Genomic DNA, 21,676 nt, shown 5'->3' with positions numbered 1-21,676 from the left:
CCCTGTAAGAACAGGGCATTTTTGAAATATATCTAATCTAAGTATTAAGCTTTTCCAGCTGCAATTAAGTTTAAAGCAGAACCTGCAACAAACCATCCAATCTGTCCTTCATTATAAGTATGATTTGCCAAGATTATATCTTTTGAACCATCTGCGTGAACAAATTCCAATGTCAACGGTTTACCTGGAGCAAACTCAGTTAAATCTAAGAAATTGATTGTATCATTTTCCTGAATTTTATCGTAATCTGCTTCGTTTGCAAAAGTCAATCCTAAAAGACCTTGTTTTTTAAGGTTTGTTTCGTGGATACGAGCAAAAGATTTTACTAAAACTGCTTTAACACCTAAGAAACGTGGCTCCATTGCCGCATGCTCACGAGAAGACCCTTCTCCATAATTATGATCTCCAACTACAATAGAAGGAACTCCAGCCGCTTTATATGCACGAGCTACAGCCGGTACAGCATCATATTCCCCAGTTAATTGATTTTTAACCGAATTTGTTTTTTGATTGAATGCATTTACAGCTCCAATCAACATATTGTTAGAAATATTATCCAAATGTCCGCGGAAGCGCAACCAAGGTCCAGCCATAGAAATGTGGTCTGTAGTACATTTTCCGAATGCTTTAATTAACAATTTAGCACCAGTGATATTTTTTCCATCCCAAGCATTAAATGGAGCCAATAATTGCAAACGCTCAGAAGTTGGACTAACTACAACCTGAACTCCTGAACCATCCGCAGCTGGAGCTTGAAATCCTGGATCTTCAGCGTAGAAACCTTTAGAAGGAAGTTCGTCTCCTGTTGGAGCATCAAGTTTTACTTCTTCTCCATCTTCGTTGATTAATGTGTCTGTTAATGGATTAAAACTTAAATCACCCGCAATAGCTAAAGCCGTTACCAATTCTGGAGAACCAACGAAAGCTAAAGTATTTGGGTTACCATCTGCACGTTTTGAGAAGTTACGGTTGAAAGAGTGTACGATTGTGTTTCTTTCTTCTTTTTCTGCTCCTTCTCTATCCCACATACCTATACATGGTCCGCAAGCATTAGCAAAAACAGTTGCTCCAATTTTATGAAAAGTATCAATAAATCCGTCTCTTTCGATTGTAGAACGAACTACTTCAGAACCCGGAGTGATTGTAAATTGTGATTTCGTTTTTAAATTCTTATCAGCAACTTGTTTTGCCAACGAAGCTGCACGAGAAATATCTTCATAAGAAGAGTTTGTACAAGAACCAATTAAACCAACCTGAATTTGCAATGGCCAGTTATTTTTGATTGCTTCTTCTTTCATTTTAGAAATTGGCGTTGCTAAATCTGGTGTAAAAGGACCATTTAAATGTGGTTCTAATGTAGATAAATTGATTTCGATTACTTGATCAAAATACTGCTCTGGATTTGCATATACTTCAGGATCTCCTGTTAAATAAGAAGCTACTTTATCAGCAGCATCAGCAACATCGGCTCTGTTTGTAGAACGAAGGTAACGACTCATTGAATCATCATAACCAAAAGTTGAAGTTGTTGCTCCAATTTCAGCACCCATATTACAAATTGTTCCTTTACCTGTACAAGACATCGCAGTTGCACCTTCACCAAAATATTCAACGATTGCACCCGTTCCTCCTTTTACAGTCAAAATTCCCGCAACTTTAAGAATAACATCTTTAGGAGCTGTCCATCCTGATAATTTACCAGTCAATTTTACTCCAATTAATTTAGGAAACTTAAGTTCCCAAGCCATTCCAGACATAACGTCTACAGCATCGGCTCCACCAACACCAATTGCTACCATTCCTAAACCACCTGCATTTACAGTGTGAGAATCGGTACCAATCATCATTCCGCCAGGGAAAGCATAATTTTCAAGTACAACTTGGTGAATAATTCCAGCTCCTGGTTTCCAGAAACCGATTCCGTATTTATTAGAAACTGATGATAAAAAATCAAAAACCTCATTACTTTGTGTTTTTGCTCTTGCTAAATCGGTTGCAGCATCCACTTTTGCCTGAATTAAGTGATCACAGTGAACAGTTGTTGGAACTGCTACTTTAGATTTACCAGCATGCATAAATTGTAATAATGCCATTTGTGCGGTTGCATCTTGACAAGCTACGCGATCTGGTGCAAAATCAACGTAATCAACTCCTCTTCCAAACGCCTTAGTTGGATTTCCATCCCAAAGGTGATTGTATAAAATTTTCTCTGTTAAAGTAAGCGGACGACCAACAATCTCGCGAGCTTTATCAACGCGACCTGGCATGTTTTCGTACACTTTTTTAATCATTTCGATATCAAAAGCCATAGATTTTTTGTTTTTATTATTCTTTTTTGAACATGACAAGTTACAAAAAATAGAGCAATTATTACAAAAAAAGCCCGAGTTTTATGGCTCGGGCTTTTGATTTATAATTAGTCTTGATTACATCACTAACTGCTTGTTTGATGGCGCAAACTTAGTTAAATTGATACCATCTACTGCAGCTGTATATTCTTCAATAGTTGGAGTTCTTCCAAGAATTGTAGAAAGAACCACAACTGGTGTAGAAGAAAGCAATGATTCTCCTTTTTTACCTTCTGTATCTTCTACAACTCTTCCTTGGAAAAGACGTGTAGAAGTTGCCATCACAGTATCTCCTTTAGCCGCTTTTTCCTGATTACCCATACAAAGATTACATCCTGGACGCTCTAAATACAACATGTTTTCATATTCTGTACGCGCTGCACCTTTTGGAGCATTATCGTCGAATTCGAAACCTGAGTATTTTTGAAGAACTTCCCAATCTCCTTCAGCTTTTAATTCATCTACGATGTTGTAAGTTGGAGGAGCAACTACAAGCGGAGCATTAAATTCAACTTTTCCTTTTTGTGCTTCAACATTTTTCAACATTTGAGCAAGGATTTTCATATCTCCTTTATGAACCATACAAGAACCGATAAATCCAAGATCTACTTTTTTCACACCACCATAGAAAGATAATGGTCGGATAGTATCGTGAGTATAACGTTTCGAAACGTCTTTATTATTTACGTCTGGATCTGCAATCATTGGTTCAGCAATCTGATCCAAATCAACTACAACTTCAGCATAATATTTAGCATTTGCATCTGGAGTAAGAGCTGGTTTTTCAGCCGATTTAATCTCTGCAATTCTTTTATCTGCTTTATTGATCAATCCTTGAAGAACTTGTTTTTCATTGTCCATTCCTTTGTCGATCATGATCTGGATTCTGCCTTTTGCAATTTCTAAAGATTCAATTAATGTATCATCTTCAGAAATACAGATAGAAGCTTTAGCTTTCATTTCTGCAGTCCAGTCAGTAAATGTGAAGGCTTGATCGGCATTTAAAGTTCCAATGTGAACCTCAATGATTCTACCTTGGAATACGTTCTCACCACCAAATTTTTGAAGCATTTGAGCCTGAGTAGCGTGAACCACATCACGGAAATCCATATAACCCTTCATATCTCCTTTGAAAGTCACTTTTACAGATTCTGGAATTGGCATAGAAGCCTCTCCAGTAGCAAGAGCAAGAGCAACAGTTCCTGAGTCAGCACCAAAAGCAACACCTTTAGACATTCTTGTATGAGAGTCACCACCGATAATGATAGCCCACTCATCGATAGTAATATCGTTAAGCACTTTATGGATAACGTCTGTCATTGAATGGTAAACACCTTTAGGGTCACGAGCCGTGATCAAACCAAAGTTGTTCATGAATTTCATCAATTTAGGAATGTTTGCCTGCGCTTTTTTATCCCAAACTGAAGCAGTATGACAACCTGATTGGTAAGCACCATCAACAATTGGAGAAATAACTGTAGCAGCCATTGACTCTAATTCCTGAGCAGTCATAAGACCTGTAGTATCCTGAGAACCTACAATGTTTACCTCTACACGAACGTCAGAACCAGCATGTAAAACTTTTCCTGGAGCGATACCAACAGCATTTTTATTGAAGATTTTTTCAACCGCTGTTAAACCTTGTCCTTCATTAGAAATTTCTTTAGACGGAGCAAATACAGCAGGCGCCTGAATATCTAATAATTTAGCCGCAAAAGTTTGTAATTTTTTACCGAAAACAATTGCATAAGAACCTCCAGCTCTAATGAATTCTTTCTTTTGAGGAGTGAATGATCTAGAAATATCAATTAATTCCTGATCACCATTATATAATTTTTTAGTCTGCGTATTGATTGTCAAAACAGTTCCTGTAGCAACAGAATATGCTTCTTCTAGAATTGGCTCGTTATTTTCGTTACGAACAACATTTCCTTCTGCGTCAACTTTTTTAACCCAGTTTTTAAGGTCAACTCCAATACCTCCAGTTACGTCAACTGTAGTTAAGAAAATTGGAGAAATACCATTTGTTCCTCCAACAATTGGAGCAATATTTACGAATGGAACATAAGGACTAGCTTGTTTTCCTGTCCAAAGTGCCACGTTGTTTACACCTGACATTCTAGAAGAACCAACTCCCATTGTTCCTTTTTCAGCAATTAACATCACACTTGCATCTGGATGTTTTGCCTGAAGCGCCTGAATTTCTTTTTGCGCTTCAGGAGTAATCATACATTTTCCGTGAAGTTCACGGTCAGAACGAGAGTGCGCTTGGTTTCCTGGAGAAAGTAAATCTGTAGAGATATCTCCTTCACCAGCGATATAAGTAACAACCTTAATTTCTTCAGCTATTTCTGGAAGTTTAGTGAAGAATTCAGCTTGAGCATAACTTTCAATAACTTCTTTAGCAATTGCATTACCGTTTTTGAACGCTTCTTTTAAACGATCTGTATCAGCATCGTAAAGGAAAACTTGAGTTCTAAGAACATCTCCTGCTTGTTTAGCAATTGCAGTATCATTTCCTAAAGCTAAGTCTAATAACACCTCGATTGAAGGTCCACCCTTCATGTGCGATAACAATTCAAAAGCAAAATCTGGAGTGATTTCCGCTACAATTGATTGTCCTAAAATAATTTCTTTTAAAAACTTTGCTTTTTCACCTGCAGCACTAGTAGTACCAGGTAATGTATTGTAAATAAAAAACTTAAGAGAGTCTGCGCGGTATGCGTTATCAACATCTTTAATTTGAGCAATGATTTCGCTTAATAATTCAGCTCCATCGATTGGTTTAGGGTGTAACCCTTGACTTTTTCTTTCTTCAATTTCTTGAATGTAATCCTGATAAATATTCATAATAAAAGCGGATTTATTTTTTTGAGGCAAATTTAAGCATTAATGACGATAATTAAAAAAAATTTAATAGAACAAGCCTTTTCAAAAATTATTATTGCTAAAAAACGATTTTCACTGCTTGTTTTTACCAAAAACTCAATTTTACATCAAAATAATGAATTATTAACATTTAAAGATCTTTTCTTTAACAAAGTCGAAATTGGTTGTTGCAAAACAAGTAGGTTTTTACATCTATTTTCAAGAAGAATCTTTCTAAATAAGCAATTATAACGTTATAGTTGGAATTTTAAACGTCGTTTGAGAAGAGTTTTCAGACTTGCTAAAAGTAAAAAATCCTGACAATAAATTATCAGGATCCTAGTAAATGTATTTATGATTTTACATCAATTTTTTAATAATAACTTCTTCAGTTATTCCTTCAGCATCGGCTTTATAGTTTTTAATAATTCTGTGTCTTAAAATACCCGTCGCAACTGCTTGAACATCTTCAATATCTGGTGAAAACTTTCCATTAAAAGCCGCATGTGCTTTTGCTGCCAGAATCAAGTTTTGTGATGCTCTAGGCCCTGCTCCCCAATCTAAATAGTTTTTTACAAAATCGTTAGTCAAACTATTATCAGGACGAGTTTTGCTTACTAAAGTTACTGCGTATTCAATAACATTATCTGCAACAGGAATTCTACGGATTAAGTGCTGAAAATCGATAATTTCCTGAGCAGTAAACAACGGATTAATTTCTGTTTTAACATCAGAAGTTGTTCTTTTTACTACTTGAACTTCTTCTTCAAAAGTTGGATATTCCAATTTAATAGCAAACATAAAACGGTCTAATTGAGCTTCTGGCAAAGGATAGGTTCCCTCCTGCTCAATAGGGTTTTGAGTTGCCAAAACAAAATAAGGCAAATCTAATTTATGATGCTGTCCTGCAATGGTAACCGACCTTTCCTGCATCGCCTCTAACAAAGCTGCTTGTGTTTTTGGCGGTGTTCTGTTTATCTCATCAGCCAAAATAATATTAGAGAAAATTGGCCCTTTAATGAATTTGAAATTTCTGTTTTCATCCAAAATTTCACTTCCTAAAATATCAGAAGGCATCAAATCTGGCGTAAACTGAATTCTTTTAAAATCTAGACCCAAAGCCTGAGACAAAGTATTTATCATTAAGGTTTTTGCTAAACCTGGAACTCCTATTAAAAGTGCATGCCCTCCGGAAAATATACAAAGTAAAATTTGATCTACAACGGCGTCTTGCCCTACAATGATCTTCGCTATTTCTTTTTTTAATTCGTTTCTTTTTTGAACTAAATTGTGAATTGCTGTTACGTCAGACATTTATGAATGTATTTAAAATTAAAAAGAGTTAATTCTATGAATTCATAAAACTAACTCTTTTTATTTATTTATTAAAACTTATTTTTTCAACCAATTGTTTGCGAAAGTACAGTCTTTATACTCTCCAATAATTTTGATGTAAGTATCTTTAATTTTAGTATCAAACCATTTTGCAATTGCATTGATTTGCTTTTCTTTTAATGCTAATTCTTTAATCTTAGTATAATCTTTAGCATAGTCTGCAGTGTGCTCGTCAATTCTGTTGGTAACTGTAATTAGTTTGTATGTTTTTTTACCTTTATCATCAGTATTTAAAAGCGGTTGAGAAACCTCATTTCCTTTTAAATTTGAAACTTGACTGTACAATGTTGGATCCATTTTAGTCAACTCAAATCGAGTATCTTGTGTTGTTGGATTTACTAATGTTCCTCCATTTGTTCTAGTCTCTTTTTCATCAGACTCTGTTCTTGCCGCTTCAGCAAAAGTCACTTCTTTATTGATTATTTTATTTCTAACATTTGTAATTCTCTCTTTAGCTTCTTTTAAAGCAGCTTCCGAAACTGTTGGAGAAATCAAAATATGACGAAGTTCAACTTCTTGTCCTTTAATTTTTTCTACCATAATAATATGGAATCCAAAAGTAGTTTCAAATGGCTGAGAAATCTCACCTGCCTGCAAACTAAAAGCAACATCTTTAAACTCTTTAACGAAAGGAGTTTTTCTTGTCATTTTGTAATATCCTCCGTTTGGCGAAGATCCTGGATCCTGAGAGTATAAAACTGCTTTTGTTGCAAAACTAGAACCTTCAAGAACGTCTTGTCTTATAGCATTTAATCTATCTATAACCTTTTGCTTGTCTTCTTTAGAAATTTTAGGTTCAACAACAATTTGCGCTACTTCCATTTCAGCGCCAAAAGTTGGCAATTCGTCTTTTGGGATTTTTTTAAAGAAATTACGAACTTCTTCTGGAGTAATTTCAACATCTTTAATGATCTTATCTCTCATTTCAGAAGCTAATTTTTGCTCTTTTAAGATATCGGCAAAATAAGTTTTAAATTCTTCAACAGAACTTTTCTTATAGTATTCGACTACTTTATTGATATCACCAACTTGCTGTGTCATATAGTTAAGACGCTCATCCATCATACTTCTAACCTCTGCATCACTAACAATAATACTATCCTGAATTGCTTGGTGAGCATATAATTTATCTTCTAAAAGCTTACCTAGCATCTGGCATCTAGTAATATCTTTTACAGATCCGCCTTGAGCAGTAATTTCCAAAAATCCTTTATCGATATCTGAATCTAAAACGATATAATCTCCTACTGTCGCAATGATTCCGTCGATTTTCAATTTCCCACCAGAAGGAGCTTCAACTGGTTTTTGAGCAACAACATCAGGAATAATTTCTTGCGCTGTGATAATTGGAGCAAAAAAAAGAAAAAAACAAATTGTTAGTGCAAACTTGTAATCAATTGTTTTTAGCTGTAATTTTTTTAATAGCATTATTTTAATTTTTATTTGAATGTAAGCCTGTTTTAGATAATCCCCCTCAAATTATTGATGTTGAACTTAAACATAAATAATTAAAGTATAGTTCTTTCGTAACATATAACGAACAAAAATAACAATTCAATTACATAATCCAACTATCCGATATACTATTAACAAAAAATTATAGGATAGTCCATTTCGATTTTTCAAATTCAGCTAAATACATTTTTATCATTGCTACCGATTTTTAGTATTCACAAATAAATAAATACCTAATTATAAGCATCATATCAAAAAGTTCTTAACACTACAACGTTTTCGTGATAAGTTATTTTCTTACAGATTAAAATTAAATCAAAAAACCTTTACTTTAGATGTGTAATTATCAATTTACAGCGTCTAAAAATAACAATATTTACTTTTTTAAAGCTAAAAATTAAATAATTGCAAACTTACTATTTAACTTAACCACATCTATTATGAAAAAACCTATTTTAAAATTATGCCTCATCACAGCATTTACTGGACTTATGTATTCGTGTTCTCAAAACGAAATTAACGAGTCTGATTCAAAAGCCGAAAGTCAAAAATTTAAAGTTATTGATGTTACGCATCACGATGGCAAACCTTTTAGCACAGGGGTTTCAAATTCTTCCACAACAGGAAAATATGTCGACAATCCTGGCGGAGGGGTTATGATGCAGGCTTTCTATTGGGATGTTCCTGCTGGTGGGAATTGGTGGAATACCGTAAGCGGTAAAGTTACTGCATGGGGAAATGCAGGAATTGGTTCAATTTGGCTACCACCTGCTTCTAAAGCTCAAAATGGCGCATTTTCTATGGGATATGACCCAACAGATTATTTTGATTTTGGGGATTACAATCAGAACGGAAGTACCGAAACGAGATTCGGATCTAAAACTGAATTAGTAAACTTAATTACTGCTGCTCACAACGAAAATATAAAAGTGTATGCAGACATTGTAATTAATCATAATAGTGGCGGGCAATCTGAAGCTAATCCATTTACGGGAACAAATACTTGGACCAATTTTACAGGAGTTGCTTCTGGGAAATTTCCACGCAATTATAATGATTTTTATAAAAACAGTTACGGGAATAATGATGAAGGTGCTTTTGGAGGTTTTCCAGATTTATGTCATGCCGCACCAAATGTTCAAAACTGGCTTTGGCTTAGAACTGACGGAGTTGGTAAATATTATAAAAACACCATGAAATTTGATGGTTGGAGATTTGATTATGTAAAAGGTTTTGGCGCGTGGGTTGTAAATGCTTGGAATGCCAATGTTGGCGGATTTTCTGTCGGAGAATTATGGGATTCTAATGTTAATGTATTAAATGACTGGGCAAATAATGCCAACAGTTCTGTTTTTGACTTTGCTTGTTATTACAAAATGAATGATGCTTTTGACGGAAATAATTTGGCACTTTTGAATGATGACATGATGTGGAAACGTAATCCATATAAGGCGGTGACTTTTGTAACCAATCATGACACCGATGAAATTTGGAGCAAAATGTTAGCTTACTCCTATATATTAACTCATGAAGGTTATCCGACTATTTTCTACAGAGATTATGAAGAATGGCTTGACAAAAACAAATTGAACAACCTAATCTGGATCCACAATAATAAAGCAACAGGAACAACTTCTATTTTATATTCTGACAATGACGAATATGTTGCGAGAAGAAACGGATATAATGGAAACCCAGGATTAGTAGTTTACATTAACAACTCAGACGTTTGGCAAGAGAGATGGATTCAAACCAATTGGGCTAATACTCAAATTAAAGATTTCACAGAAAACTCAACTTGGTTCCCAACTACACAGGCAGACAAATGGGTAAAAATACAATGTCCTCCAAAAGGATATTCAATTTGGTCAATTAATCAGTAATTTAAAATGACTATTTAAGGCTGTTGCAAAACAGCCTTATTTTTTTTTTGAAAATCCATTTAGAAAAAGACTTCCAAATTTAAGAACTGAATATTTTTATAAAGCCGTAATTTAATAGTACTTTTGCAACCTATTTATACGAAATATGAGCTTTTTAAAAGAAATACAACGCAGAAGAACATTTGGAATTATCTCGCATCCCGATGCTGGTAAAACGACACTAACAGAGAAATTACTTTTATTTGGAGGTGCAATTCAAGAAGCAGGAGCTGTAAAAAATAACAAAATTAAAAAAGGAGCAACGAGTGACTTTATGGAAATCGAACGCCAAAGAGGTATCTCGGTTTCGACTTCTGTACTTGCTTTTAATTATAAAGATAAAAAAATCAATATCCTTGATACTCCTGGACACAAGGATTTTGCTGAAGATACATTTAGAACTTTAACTGCTGTTGATAGCGTAATCGTTGTGATTGACGTTGCAAAAGGGGTTGAGGAACAGACTGAAAAATTGGTTGCAGTTTGTAGAATGCGTAACATTCCGATGATTGTTTTCATCAATAAATTAGACCGTGAAGGTAAAGATGCTTTCGATCTAATGGATGAGGTAGAACAGAAATTAGGCTTGAAAGTTACTCCATTAAGTTTCCCGATCGGAATGGGTTATGATTTCCAAGGAATTTACAACTTATGGGAAGAAAACATTAACCTTTTCAGCGGAGACAGTCGTAAAAATATTGAAGAAACAATTGCTTTTTCTGATGTTCAAAACAATCCAGAATTAGATAAAATTGTAGGCGAAAAAGCAGCCAATAAACTACGTGAAGAATTAGAATTGATTGATGAGGTTTATCCAAAATTTGAGCGTCAAGATTATTTGGATGGAAAAATTCAGCCAGTATTCTTTGGTTCAGCTTTAAATAATTTTGGGGTTCGCGAATTGTTAGATTGTTTCATTACTATCGCTCCATCTCCAAGACCGAAAGATTCAGAGACACGTTTAGTTGATCCGGCTGAAGAAAAAATGTCTGGATTTGTTTTCAAAATCCACGCGAATATGGATCCAAAACACCGTGACCGTTTAGCCTTTATCAAAATCGTTTCTGGAACTTTTGAAAGAAATAAACCGTATTACCACGTTCGTCAGAAGAAAAATTTAAAATTCTCAAGTCCGAACGCCTTTTTCGCTGAGAAAAAAGAAATTGTAGATATTTCTTATCCTGGTGACATTGTTGGTTTACACGATACAGGAAACTTTAAAATTGGAGATACTTTAACTGAAGGTGAAATTATGAGCTTCAAAGGTATTCCAAGTTTCTCTCCAGAACACTTTAGATATATTAATAATGCTGATCCAATGAAAGCTAAGCAATTAGAAAAAGGAGTTGATCAGTTAATGGATGAAGGAGTTGCACAGTTGTTTACTTTAGAAATGAATAATCGTAAAGTTATCGGAACGGTTGGAGCACTTCAATATGAGGTAATTCAATACCGTTTAGAGCACGAATATGGAGCTAAATGTACTTACGAGAACTTCCCTGTACACAAAGCTTGTTGGGTTAAACCAGATGATGCTAAAAATGAAGAGTTTAAAGAATTTAAACGTATCAAACAAAAATTTCTTGCTCACGATAAATACGGTCAATTGGTATTCTTAGCAGATTCTGATTTTACAATTCAAATGACGCAAAGCAAATATCCATCAGTGAAATTATTCTTTACATCAGAGTTTGATTAAAAATATTATTATTAAAATACAAAAGGCTGTTTAAAAATTTAAACAGCCTTTTGTATTTTAAATTTCCTTTGTTCTTTTTTAAGGAATATAATTAATTCCTAATCCGCCTGCAATGTAAATTCTAGAAAGCTCATCAGCTGGGACAACTATATTTTGATGCAATACATTATCTTTCACTGAATTGACATCAAAAGAAATTGTTTTTGAAAAATAATAATCATTCCCCATAATGGTTAAAGCAAGTGTTGTGCTATTTTTTAAAACTTTTACAGGGATTGAAAATTCGCCTGTTTTAGCATTTATTTTTGCTACACTTTCTGAATTATTTATGGATAGCACTAAATTAGAATACTCCTTTCTATTAAAGGGCTTATTTGTTTTAGCTTCTAATAACTTACCTTTTATTATTATCGAAATTTCCTGCTCTACCGAAATGTTATAAGCAATCTTACCAACAATGTTATCATTTGGTTTTTCACAGTGTATTTCTGTTTCAACAGTCGTTTTTTCTTGTCCTGCAACATTCGAAGCAAGCAAAAGAGAAGCTGCAACGGCTGCATATTTTAAATTATTTATTTTCGAAGTTTCATTGAATTGAAATTCTTCCTCTAATTGTGTTGTTTTTAATCTTGCACAAATATTTCTGTCTTTGCTTTCTGAAATAAATCTAGCGACTTCAGAGTTCGTTTTTTTACTTAAGTCAATTACATTTTTCATGCAAGAATCGCAAAATGACCCATTTGCATTAGGAATCATTTTTTCAAAATTTTCAGAACATGGACTTGCTATTTCTAAGGTGAATTTCTTTTTCATGATGCTTCTATTTAAAATTTAGAAATCTTTCATTAGACCTCTCAATTATATAGAGTAGATTTTGCATGAAAAGGTTGGGAAGAAAACAAAAAAAATCACACTAAATTTTCAGCATAAAAAAAGCACTAAATGTATTAGCGCTTTTTTATAATTTGAATTAATCAACCTTTACTAAGTCATTATATTTCAAAATTCAATCTTTTTAGGTAATACCAATTTAAAACAATACATAATTGAAAAGAAATTTAGTCGACTAAAGTAAATTAAATCAGACAAACTACATTCTTTTACAGTATTCAAAAAAAAGCCCCTTAAAAAAGGGGCTTTAAAATTTATGCTTGTCCAGTTGGACCAAAATTAAGCGGAATTGGTGCTTGTTCCGTTTCTTTGATTTCGCCATGAGCGGCTTCAAATCTGTGGATGTTTTCGCCAATTGCTTTTAATAATCTTTTAGCATGTTGTGGTGTCAAGACAATTCTTGACTTTACCTTGGCTTTAGGAATACCCGGCATAATGCTCACAAAATCTAAAACAAACTCTGATGATGAGTGATTAATTATCGCAAGATTAGAATAAATTCCTTCTGCAATAGTTTCGTCTAACTCTATATTAATTTGCTCTTGTTGTTGTTTCGGATTACTCATAGTTTCCTAATTAATAAATGTATTCTTCTTTATTAGCCATCATTTCGTTGTAATCGTCTTTAGATCCTACGATAGTGTTATCATATTCTCTCATACCAGTTCCCGCAGGAATTCTGTGTCCAACAATTACATTTTCTTTTAATCCTTCTAGATCATCTACTTTACCAGCTACTGCAGCTTCGTTAAGTACTTTCGTTGTCTCCTGGAATGAAGCCGCAGAAATGAATGATTTAGTTTGTAACGAAGCTCTTGTAATACCTTGAAGAACTGGCGTTGCAGTTGCAGTAATTACGTCTCTTGCTACAACAAGATTTTTATCATTTCGTTTCAATAATGAATTCTCATCACGTAATTCACGAGGTGTAATAATCTGACCTGGTTTCAATACTGAAGAATCTCCAGCATCTTCAACTACTTTCATACCATATAATTTATCGTTTTGAACGATGAAATCTTTAGTGTGAATTAATTGATCCTCTAAGAATAAAGTATCACCTGGATCCTGAACTCTTACTTTACGCATCATTTGACGAATAACTACCTCAAAGTGCTTGTCATTGATTTTTACCCCTTGTAAACGGTAAACCTCTTGAATTTCATTTACCAAGTACTGTTGAACAGCAGCTGGTCCTTGAATTCTTAAGATGTCATCTGGTGTAATTGCACCATCGGACAATGGAACTCCCGCTCTTACGAAGTCATTTTCTTGTACTAAGATTTGGCTAGAAAGTTTAACTAAATACTTTTTAATCTCACCAAATTTAGACTCAATAACGATCTCACGGTTACCTCTCTTAATTTTCCCAAAAGATACAACACCATCAATTTCAGATACAACCGCTGGGTTTGAAGGGTTACGAGCCTCAAGCAACTCAGTAATTCTTGGAAGACCTCCCGTGATATCGCCTGCTTTAGAAGAACGACGAGGAATCTTAACTAATACCTTACCTGCTTTAATTTTCTCACCATTTTCAACCATTAAGTGTGCACCTACTGGTAAGTTGTAAGAACGAATTAATTCACCTTCTTTACCGTAAACCAATAAAGTTGGGATTAGTTTTTTGTTTCTAGCCTCAGAAATTACTTTTTCCTGGAAACCAGTCTGCTCATCGATCTCAACCATGAACGATTGTCCTTGCTCTAAATCTTCGTAAGCAATCTTACCAGTAAATTCAGAAACAATTACACCATTATATGGATCCCATTTACAGATTACAGTTCCTTTTGCAACAGTATCTCCATCATTAACAAAAATACTAGATCCGTAAGGAATGTTATGTGTATTCAAAACAATTCCAGTTTTTTCGTCAACTAATTTTAATTCCGTTGAACGTGAAACTACGATATCAACAGAGTTTCCTTCTCCGTCTTCACCTTTAACTGTTTTTAAATCTTCAATTTCAAGTCTACCTGCGAATCTTGTAACAATACTAGACTCTTCAGAGATACCTCCAGCAACCCCTCCAACGTGGAACGTACGAAGTGTCAACTGTGTACCTGGCTCTCCAATAGACTGAGCTGCAATAACTCCGACAGCTTCACCTCTTTGTGTCATCTTACCAGTAGCTAAGTTTCTACCGTAACATTTCGCACAAATACCTTTTGTAGCTTCACAAGTTAATGGAGATCTAACCTCTACTTTTTCAATTGGAGAAGCTTCGATAGTTCTCATAATTGCTTCAGTAATTTGTTGACCTGATTGAACCATTACTTCATTAGTAAGAGGATTAATTACGTCCTGCAATGCAACACGTCCTAAAATTCTCTCTCCTAAAGATTCAACGATTTCCTCATTTTTCTTCAATGCAGCAACTTCAACACCTCTTAAAGTTCCACAATCTTCGATATTAACAATAACATCTTGAGAAACGTCATGAAGTCTTCTTGTCAAGTAACCAGCATCGGCTGTTTTAAGAGCCGTATCCGCAAGACCTTTACGAGCACCGTGAGTAGAAATGAAGTACTCAAGGATCGAAAGACCTTCCTTAAAGTTAGAAAGAATCGGGTTTTCAATAATCTCACCACCACCAGCAGTAGATTTTTTAGGCTTAGCCATCAAACCACGCATACCAGTTAACTGACGAATCTGCTCCTTAGAACCCCTCGCCCCAGAGTCAAGCATCATATATACAGAGTTGAAACCTTGTTGGTCTTCTCTAATATTTTTCATTGCTAACTCTGTTAACTGAGCATTCGCAGAAGTCCATACGTCAATAACTTGGTTGTAACGCTCGTTATTTGTGATAAGACCCATGTTATAGTTAGTTGAGATACCTTCAACTTGCTCTCTGGCATCAGCAATTAACTTAGTTTTTTGTTCTGGAATTCTAATATCACCTAAAGAGAATGATAAACCTCCTCTAAATGCGAATTTATAACCCATATCTTTCATATTATCCAAGAAAGCTGCAGTTGTAGGTACATCAGTCACACTTAAAATGTGTCCGATAATATCTCTAAGGTTTTTCTTAGTCAATACGTCATTGATATATCCAGCTGCTTCAGGTACTACTTCGTTAAATAATACACGTCCTGCAGTTGTTTGAATAATTTGGTATACTAATTCTCCAGCGTCATTAAAATCTTTTGCACGGATTTTCACACGAGCATTCAATTCTAATCTTCCTTCGTTTAATGCAATGTTTACTTCTTCAGCAGAATAGAAAGTCAAATCCTGACCTAAAATAATGTGATCTTCTGTAGAAATACGCTCTTTGGTCATATAATATAGACCCAAGACCATATCCTGAGAAGGTACAGTAATTGGAGCACCATTTGCAGGGTTCAAGATATTGTGAGAAGCCAACATTAATAATTGTGCCTCTAAAATAGCTTCTGGTCCTAATGGTAAGTGAACCGCCATCTGGTCACCATCGAAATCGGCGTTGAAAGCCGTACATACTAATGGGTGTAACTGGATCGCTTTTCCTTCAATTAATTTAGGTTGGAATGCCTGAATACCAAGTCTGTGCAAAGTAGGAGCACGGTTAAGTAATACTGGGTGTCCTTTAATTACGTTTTCAAGGATATCCCAAACTACTGGCTCTTTTTTGTCAATAATTTTCTTAGCAGATTTTACTGTTTTTACAATACCTCTTTCAATCAATTTACGGATAACGAAAGGTTTGTATAACTCAGATGCCATATCTTTTGGCAATCCGCATTCGAATAATTTTAACTCAGGACCAACAACAATTACCGAACGAGCAGAATAATCCACACGTTTTCCAAGTAAGTTTTGACGGAAACGTCCTTGCTTACCTTTTAATGAGTCAGATAATGATTTTAATGGTCTGTTAGATTCTGTTTTAACAGCAGAAGCTTTACGTGTGTTATCGAATAATGAGTCTACAGATTCTTGTAACATACGTTTCTCGTTTCTTAAGATAACTTCTGGAGCTTTAATCTCCATTAATCTTTTCAAACGGTTGTTACGGATGATTACACGACGATATAAATCGTTCAAATCTGAAGTTGCAAAACGACCTCCATCAAGTGGAACAAGCGGACGTAATTCTGGTGGAATAACTGGAACCACTTTCATAATCATCCATTCTGGACGATTTTCACGGTTTAAGTTAGACTCACGGAAAGACTCAACAACTTGCAATCTTTTTAAAGCTTCAGTTTTTCTTTGTTTAGAAGTCTCATTGTTAGCGCTGTGTCTCAATTGGTAAGACAACTCATCTAAGTCAATACGAGCTAATAAATCCATAATACACTCTGCTCCCATTTTGGCAACAAATTTATTAGGATCCATATCATCTAAATATTGATTTTCCTGAGGAAGAGTATCTAAAATATTCAAATATTCTTCTTCAGTTAAGAAATCTAATCTTTGTAATGATTCTCCATCTGCATTTTTAGCGATACCAGCTTGAATTACTACATATCTTTCGTAGTAAATGATCATATCTAATTTCTTAGATGGAAGACCAAGGATATAACCAATTTTGTTTGGAAGAGAACGGAAGTACCAGATGTGAGCAATTGGCACAACAAGGTTGATGTGTCCTACTCTATCTCTACGTACTTTTTTTTCAGTAACTTCAACACCACAACGGTCACAGATGATACCTTTGTAACGAATTCTTTTATACTTACCACAAGCACATTCGAAATCTTTTACTGGTCCGAAGATTCTTTCGCAGAAAAGTCCGTCACGCTCTGGTTTGTGAGTTCTATAGTTAATTGTTTCTGGCTTTAAAACCTCTCCTCTTGATTCTTTTAGGATAGATTCTGGTGAAGCCAATCCAATAGAGATTTTGTTAAATCTTTTTACTGGATTCTTATCTTTATTATTGTTTCTATTATTCATCATAGTTTTTACTATTGATTTATTTGCAATTAAAAAATTGATTTTCATTTAAGTCGAAAGTTTTAAAGTCGAAAGTCGAAAGCCATTTCTGGACTTTAAGACTTTGAGACATTAGACTTTGGACTAAAATACTACCTCGGATTACTTCTCTAAACTTCAAAATTAAATTGAAGCGCTAGTTATAAAATGCTTGCATTATTATAAAAAATCGGAACGGGTTACGGGTATAAATCCTTAAAAACTTTTATAAATGAGTAATCAGCCCCATTAAAAAATGAGACTGATTACAAAACTTTTATTATTCTTCTAAACGAATGTCAAGTCCAAGACCTTTCAATTCATGCATCAATACATTGAATGATTCAGGCAATCCTGGTTCTGGCATAGACTCACCCTTAACGATAGCTTCGTAAGTTTTAGCTCTACCAATAACGTCATCCGATTTAACTGTCAAGATTTCACGAAGTGTACTTGATGCTCCATAAGCTTCAAGTGCCCAAACCTCCATCTCTCCAAAACGCTGACCTCCAAATTGAGCTTTACCTCCAAGTGGCTGTTGAGTGATCAACGAGTATGGTCCGATAGAACGTGCGTGCATCTTATCATCAACCATGTGTCCTAATTTAAGCATGTAAATTACTCCCACAGTTGCTGCTTGATGGAAACGCTCTCCAGTACCACCATCATAAAGGTGCGTATGTCCGAAACGTGGTACTCCAGCTTCATCAGTCAAGGCATTGATTTGATCTAAAGAAGCACCGTCAAAAATTGGAGTAGCAAATTTTCTACCCAAGTTCATACCAGCCCATCCAAGAACAGTTTCATAAATCTGACCAATGTTCATACGTGAAGGTACCCCAAGTGGATTCAATACGATATCAACTGGTGTTCCGTCTTCAAGGAAAGGCATATCTTCATGACGAACGATTCTTGCAACAATACCTTTGTTACCGTGACGTCCCGCCATTTTATCCCCTACTTTCAACTTACGTTTCTTAGCAATATAAATCTTAGCTAATTTCAAGATTCCAGATGGTAATTCATCTCCAACTGTAATAGTGAATTTCTCTCTTCTTAAAGATCCTTGTAAGTCGTTCAACTTAATTTTATAGTTATGAATCAAATCATTAACCATTTTATTAGTTGCATCATCAGCAACCCATTGACCTTTGCTTAAGTGGGCGAAATCTTCTACTGCGTAAAGCATTTTTTGAGTATATTTTTTACCTTTTGGTAAAACTTCTTCACCCAAATCATTCATTACACCCTGAGATGTTTTTCCGTTAACGATCAAGAATAATTTTTCAACCAATCTGTCTTTTAATTCAACAAATTTAGTTTCAAACTCCATTTCTAAAGCGCCTAAAGCATCTTTATCCTGTGTACGTTTACGTTTATCTTTTACGGCTCTTGCAAATAATTTTTTGTCAAGAACTACACCATGTAAAGATGGAGATGCTTTTAATGAAGCATCTTTTACATCACCAGCTTTATCCCCGAAGATTGCACGAAGCAATTTCTCCTCTGGAGTTGGATCTGATTCTCCTTTTGGTGTAATTTTTCCGATCAAAATGTCGCCAGGTTTAACCTCTGCTCCAATTCTAATCATACCGTTTTCATCTAAATCTTTAGTAGCTTCTTCAGAAACGTTAGGAATATCGTTTGTTAACTCTTCGTTTCCTAACTTAGTATCTCTAACCTCTAATGAATAATCATCAACGTGGATAGAAGTAAAAATATCATCACGAACTACTTTCTCAGAAATTACAATCGCATCCTCGAAGTTATACCCTTTCCATGGCATGAACGCAACTTTTAAGTTTCTACCTAAAGCTAATTCTCCATTTTGAGTAGCATATCCTTCAGACAATACTTGTCCAGGAACAACTCTGTCACCTCTTCTTACGATTGGCTTCAAGTTGATACTTGTACCTTGATTGGTTTTTCTAAATTTAATAAGGTTGTACGTTTTCTCATCAGCATCAAAACTAACCATTCTTTCGTCTTCTGTACGATCGTATTTAATAGTAATAATGTTAGCATCAACATATTCTACAGTTCCATGCCCTTCAGCATTGATTAATACTCTAGAATCTGAAGCTACCTGACGCTCTAAACCTGTACCTACAATTGGTGCTTCAGGACGGATCAAAGGAACTGCCTGACGCATCATGTTCGATCCCATCAACGCACGGTTCGCATCATCATGCTCCAAGAAAGGAATCAAAGATGCAGAAATCGAAGCGATCTGGTTAGGAGCAACGTCTGTATAATGAACTACTGATGGCTCAACAACCGGGAAGTCACCTTCCTCACGAGCAATAACATTGCTAGCTGTAATTTTACCAGAAGCATCCATTTCAATGTTTGCCTGAGCAATCATTTTTCCTTCTTCTTCTTCAGCACTTAAGTAAATTGGAGTACTTTCTAAATCAACTACACCATTAGTTACTTTACGGTATGGAGTTTCAATGAATCCCATTCCGTTAACTTTTGCATAAACACCAAGAGATGAAATCAAACCAATGTTTGGTCCCTCAGGAGTTTCAATCGGACACAAACGACCATAATGAGTATAGTGAACGTCACGAACCTCGAAACCAGCTCTCTCTCTCGAAAGTCCACCTGGTCCAAGTGCAGAAAGTCTTCTTTTGTGCGTAATCTCAGCCAATGGATTCGTTTGATCCATAAATTGAGATAACTGGTTAGTACCAAAGAAAGAGTTGATAACTGATGATAATGTTTTAGCATTAATCAAATCAATTGGTGTAAACACCTCGTTATCTCTAACGTTCATTCTCTCACGAATAGTTCTAGCCATACGTGCTAAACCAACACCGAATTGTTGAGACAATTGTTCACCAACTGTTCTAACACGACGGTTTGATAAGTGATCAATATCATCAATCTCTGCTTTAGAGTTGATCAATTCGATCAAATATTTTACAATTGTAATAATATCTTCTTTGGTAAGCACTTGCTTATCCATAGGGATATCTAAATTCAATTTTTTGTTCATTCTGTAACGACCTACTTCACCTAAGTTGTAACGTTGGTCAGAGAAGAACAATTTATCTATAATACCACGAGCAGTTTCCTCATCAGGCGGTTCAGCGTTACGCAACTGACGGTAAATGTGCTCTACAGCTTCTTTTTCAGAGTTTGTTGGATCTTTTTGTAACGTATTGTGGATAATAGCATAATCTGCTTGGTTATTATCCTCTTTATGCAACAAAATAGATTTAACATTAGAATCAATGATTTCTTCAACATTATCTTTATCGATAATAGTATCACGATCAAGGATGATTTCGTTACGTTCGATAGAAACAACTTCACCAGTATCCTCATCTACGAAATCCTCGTGCCATGTGTTCAATACACGTGCAGCAAGTCTTCTTCCAATATATTTTTTAATACCAGTTTTAGAAACTTTAATTTCTTCCGCTAAGTCGAAAATCTCAAGGATATCTTTGTCTCTTTCGAATCCAATAGCACGGAATAAAGTTGTTACAGGTAATTTTTTCTTTCTATCGATATATGCGTACATTACGCTGTTGATATCTGTAGAGAACTCTATCCAAGAACCTTTAAAAGGAATTACTCTCGCAGAATAAAGTTTAGTTCCATTTGCGTGGAATGACTGTCCAAAGAAAACTCCTGGAGAACGGTGTAATTGAGATACTACAACACGCTCGGCACCATTGATTACAAAAGTACCACTTGGAGTCATATAAGGTATTGTACCAAGATAAACATCTTGCACAATTGTTTCAAAATCTTCGTGTTCTGGATCTGTACAGTATAGTTTTAACCTAGCTTTTAAAGGCACACTATAAGTAAGACCTCTCTCTATACATTCTTGAATTGTATAACGTGGTGGATCAACAAAATAATCTAGGAACTCCAATACGAAGTTGTTTCTCGTATCTGTAATTGGGAAGTTTTCCATGAAGGTATTGTATAACCCTTCGTTGCCTCTTTCGTCAGATTTCGTTTCTAATTGGAAGAAATCTTTAAAAGATTTAACCTGAACATCCAAGAAATCTGGATAGTCAGGAATATTTTTTGTAGAGGCAAAATTCAATCTTTCAGTCTGATTTGTTATCATCAATGGACAAAATTTTGATTAAAAAAAAGTAATTTATTTTGTGTAAAAACACACTGCTTAGTTTATACTTTCTTTTTAAAATCAATACATCTTTAAAAATAAA

Annotated in this window: 10 protein-coding genes; 2 read left to right on the top strand and 8 right to left on the bottom strand. The window is 34.9% G+C overall.

Annotated elements, in window-relative coordinates; genetic code table 11:
- Window positions 1-44: 44 nt before the first annotated feature.
- From QLQ96_RS09795 to QLQ96_RS09780, 4 genes are all read right to left on the bottom strand, one after another.
- Entirely contained in the window at window positions 45-2,309 is a 2,265-nt protein-coding gene (locus tag QLQ96_RS09795; protein WP_482496487.1) for an aconitate hydratase, read from the bottom strand.
- A gap of 117 nt (window positions 2,310-2,426) precedes the next feature.
- Window positions 2,427-5,198 carry a bifunctional aconitate hydratase 2/2-methylisocitrate dehydratase gene (locus QLQ96_RS09790; RefSeq protein WP_482496486.1) on the bottom strand — a complete coding sequence of 924 codons (2,772 nt, stop codon included), beginning with the start codon at window positions 5,196-5,198 and terminating at the stop codon, window positions 2,427-2,429.
- Between the two features lie 378 nt (window positions 5,199-5,576).
- Window positions 5,577-6,530, bottom strand: coding sequence for an AAA family ATPase (locus QLQ96_RS09785; RefSeq protein WP_095928768.1), 954 nt, complete (start codon window positions 6,528-6,530; stop codon window positions 5,577-5,579).
- 78 nt (window positions 6,531-6,608) lie between these two features.
- On the bottom strand, window positions 6,609-8,039 hold the full coding sequence (locus QLQ96_RS09780) for a peptidylprolyl isomerase (protein ID WP_482496485.1): 1,431 nt from the start codon (window positions 8,037-8,039) through the stop codon (window positions 6,609-6,611).
- A gap of 467 nt (window positions 8,040-8,506) precedes the next feature.
- Between QLQ96_RS09780 and QLQ96_RS09775 the strand changes: the two genes are divergently transcribed.
- Complete coding sequence (locus tag QLQ96_RS09775) at window positions 8,507-9,949, top strand: alpha-amylase (RefSeq protein ID WP_482496484.1); 1,443 nt, start codon at window positions 8,507-8,509, stop codon at window positions 9,947-9,949.
- Window positions 9,950-10,094: 145 nt separating this feature from the next.
- A complete protein-coding gene (locus tag QLQ96_RS09770) occupies window positions 10,095-11,687 on the top strand; it encodes a peptide chain release factor 3 (RefSeq protein ID WP_482496483.1) in 1,593 nt (530 codons plus the stop codon).
- A 78-nt stretch (window positions 11,688-11,765) separates the two neighbouring features.
- On the opposite strand, the gene QLQ96_RS09765 is transcribed toward QLQ96_RS09770, so the two are convergent.
- The 4 genes from QLQ96_RS09765 to rpoB all read right to left on the bottom strand — a co-directional run bounded on the left by QLQ96_RS09765 (window position 11,766) and on the right by rpoB (window position 21,573).
- The gene (locus QLQ96_RS09765) at window positions 11,766-12,500 is read right to left on the bottom strand and encodes a hypothetical protein (RefSeq protein ID WP_482496482.1); all 735 of its coding nucleotides are present in this window, start codon (window positions 12,498-12,500) and stop codon (window positions 11,766-11,768) included.
- A 332-nt stretch (window positions 12,501-12,832) separates the two neighbouring features.
- Window positions 12,833-13,144 (bottom strand): DUF3467 domain-containing protein, encoded by a 312-nt coding sequence (locus tag QLQ96_RS09760; RefSeq protein WP_055094614.1) that lies wholly within the window; start codon window positions 13,142-13,144, stop codon window positions 12,833-12,835.
- 10 nt (window positions 13,145-13,154) lie between these two features.
- A complete protein-coding gene (gene rpoC / locus QLQ96_RS09755) occupies window positions 13,155-17,465 on the bottom strand; it encodes a DNA-directed RNA polymerase subunit beta' (RefSeq protein ID WP_482496947.1) in 4,311 nt (1,436 codons plus the stop codon).
- Window positions 17,466-17,760: 295 nt separating this feature from the next.
- Window positions 17,761-21,573 carry a DNA-directed RNA polymerase subunit beta gene (gene rpoB / locus QLQ96_RS09750; RefSeq protein ID WP_482496481.1) on the bottom strand — a complete coding sequence of 1,271 codons (3,813 nt, stop codon included), beginning with the start codon at window positions 21,571-21,573 and terminating at the stop codon, window positions 17,761-17,763.
- Window positions 21,574-21,676 lie beyond the last annotated feature (103 nt).

Source organism: Flavobacterium sp. B167r (genome assembly GCF_056824315.1).
The sequence above is the reverse complement of the archived record's forward strand: the minus strand, read 5'-3'. Positions and strand labels throughout refer to the sequence as shown.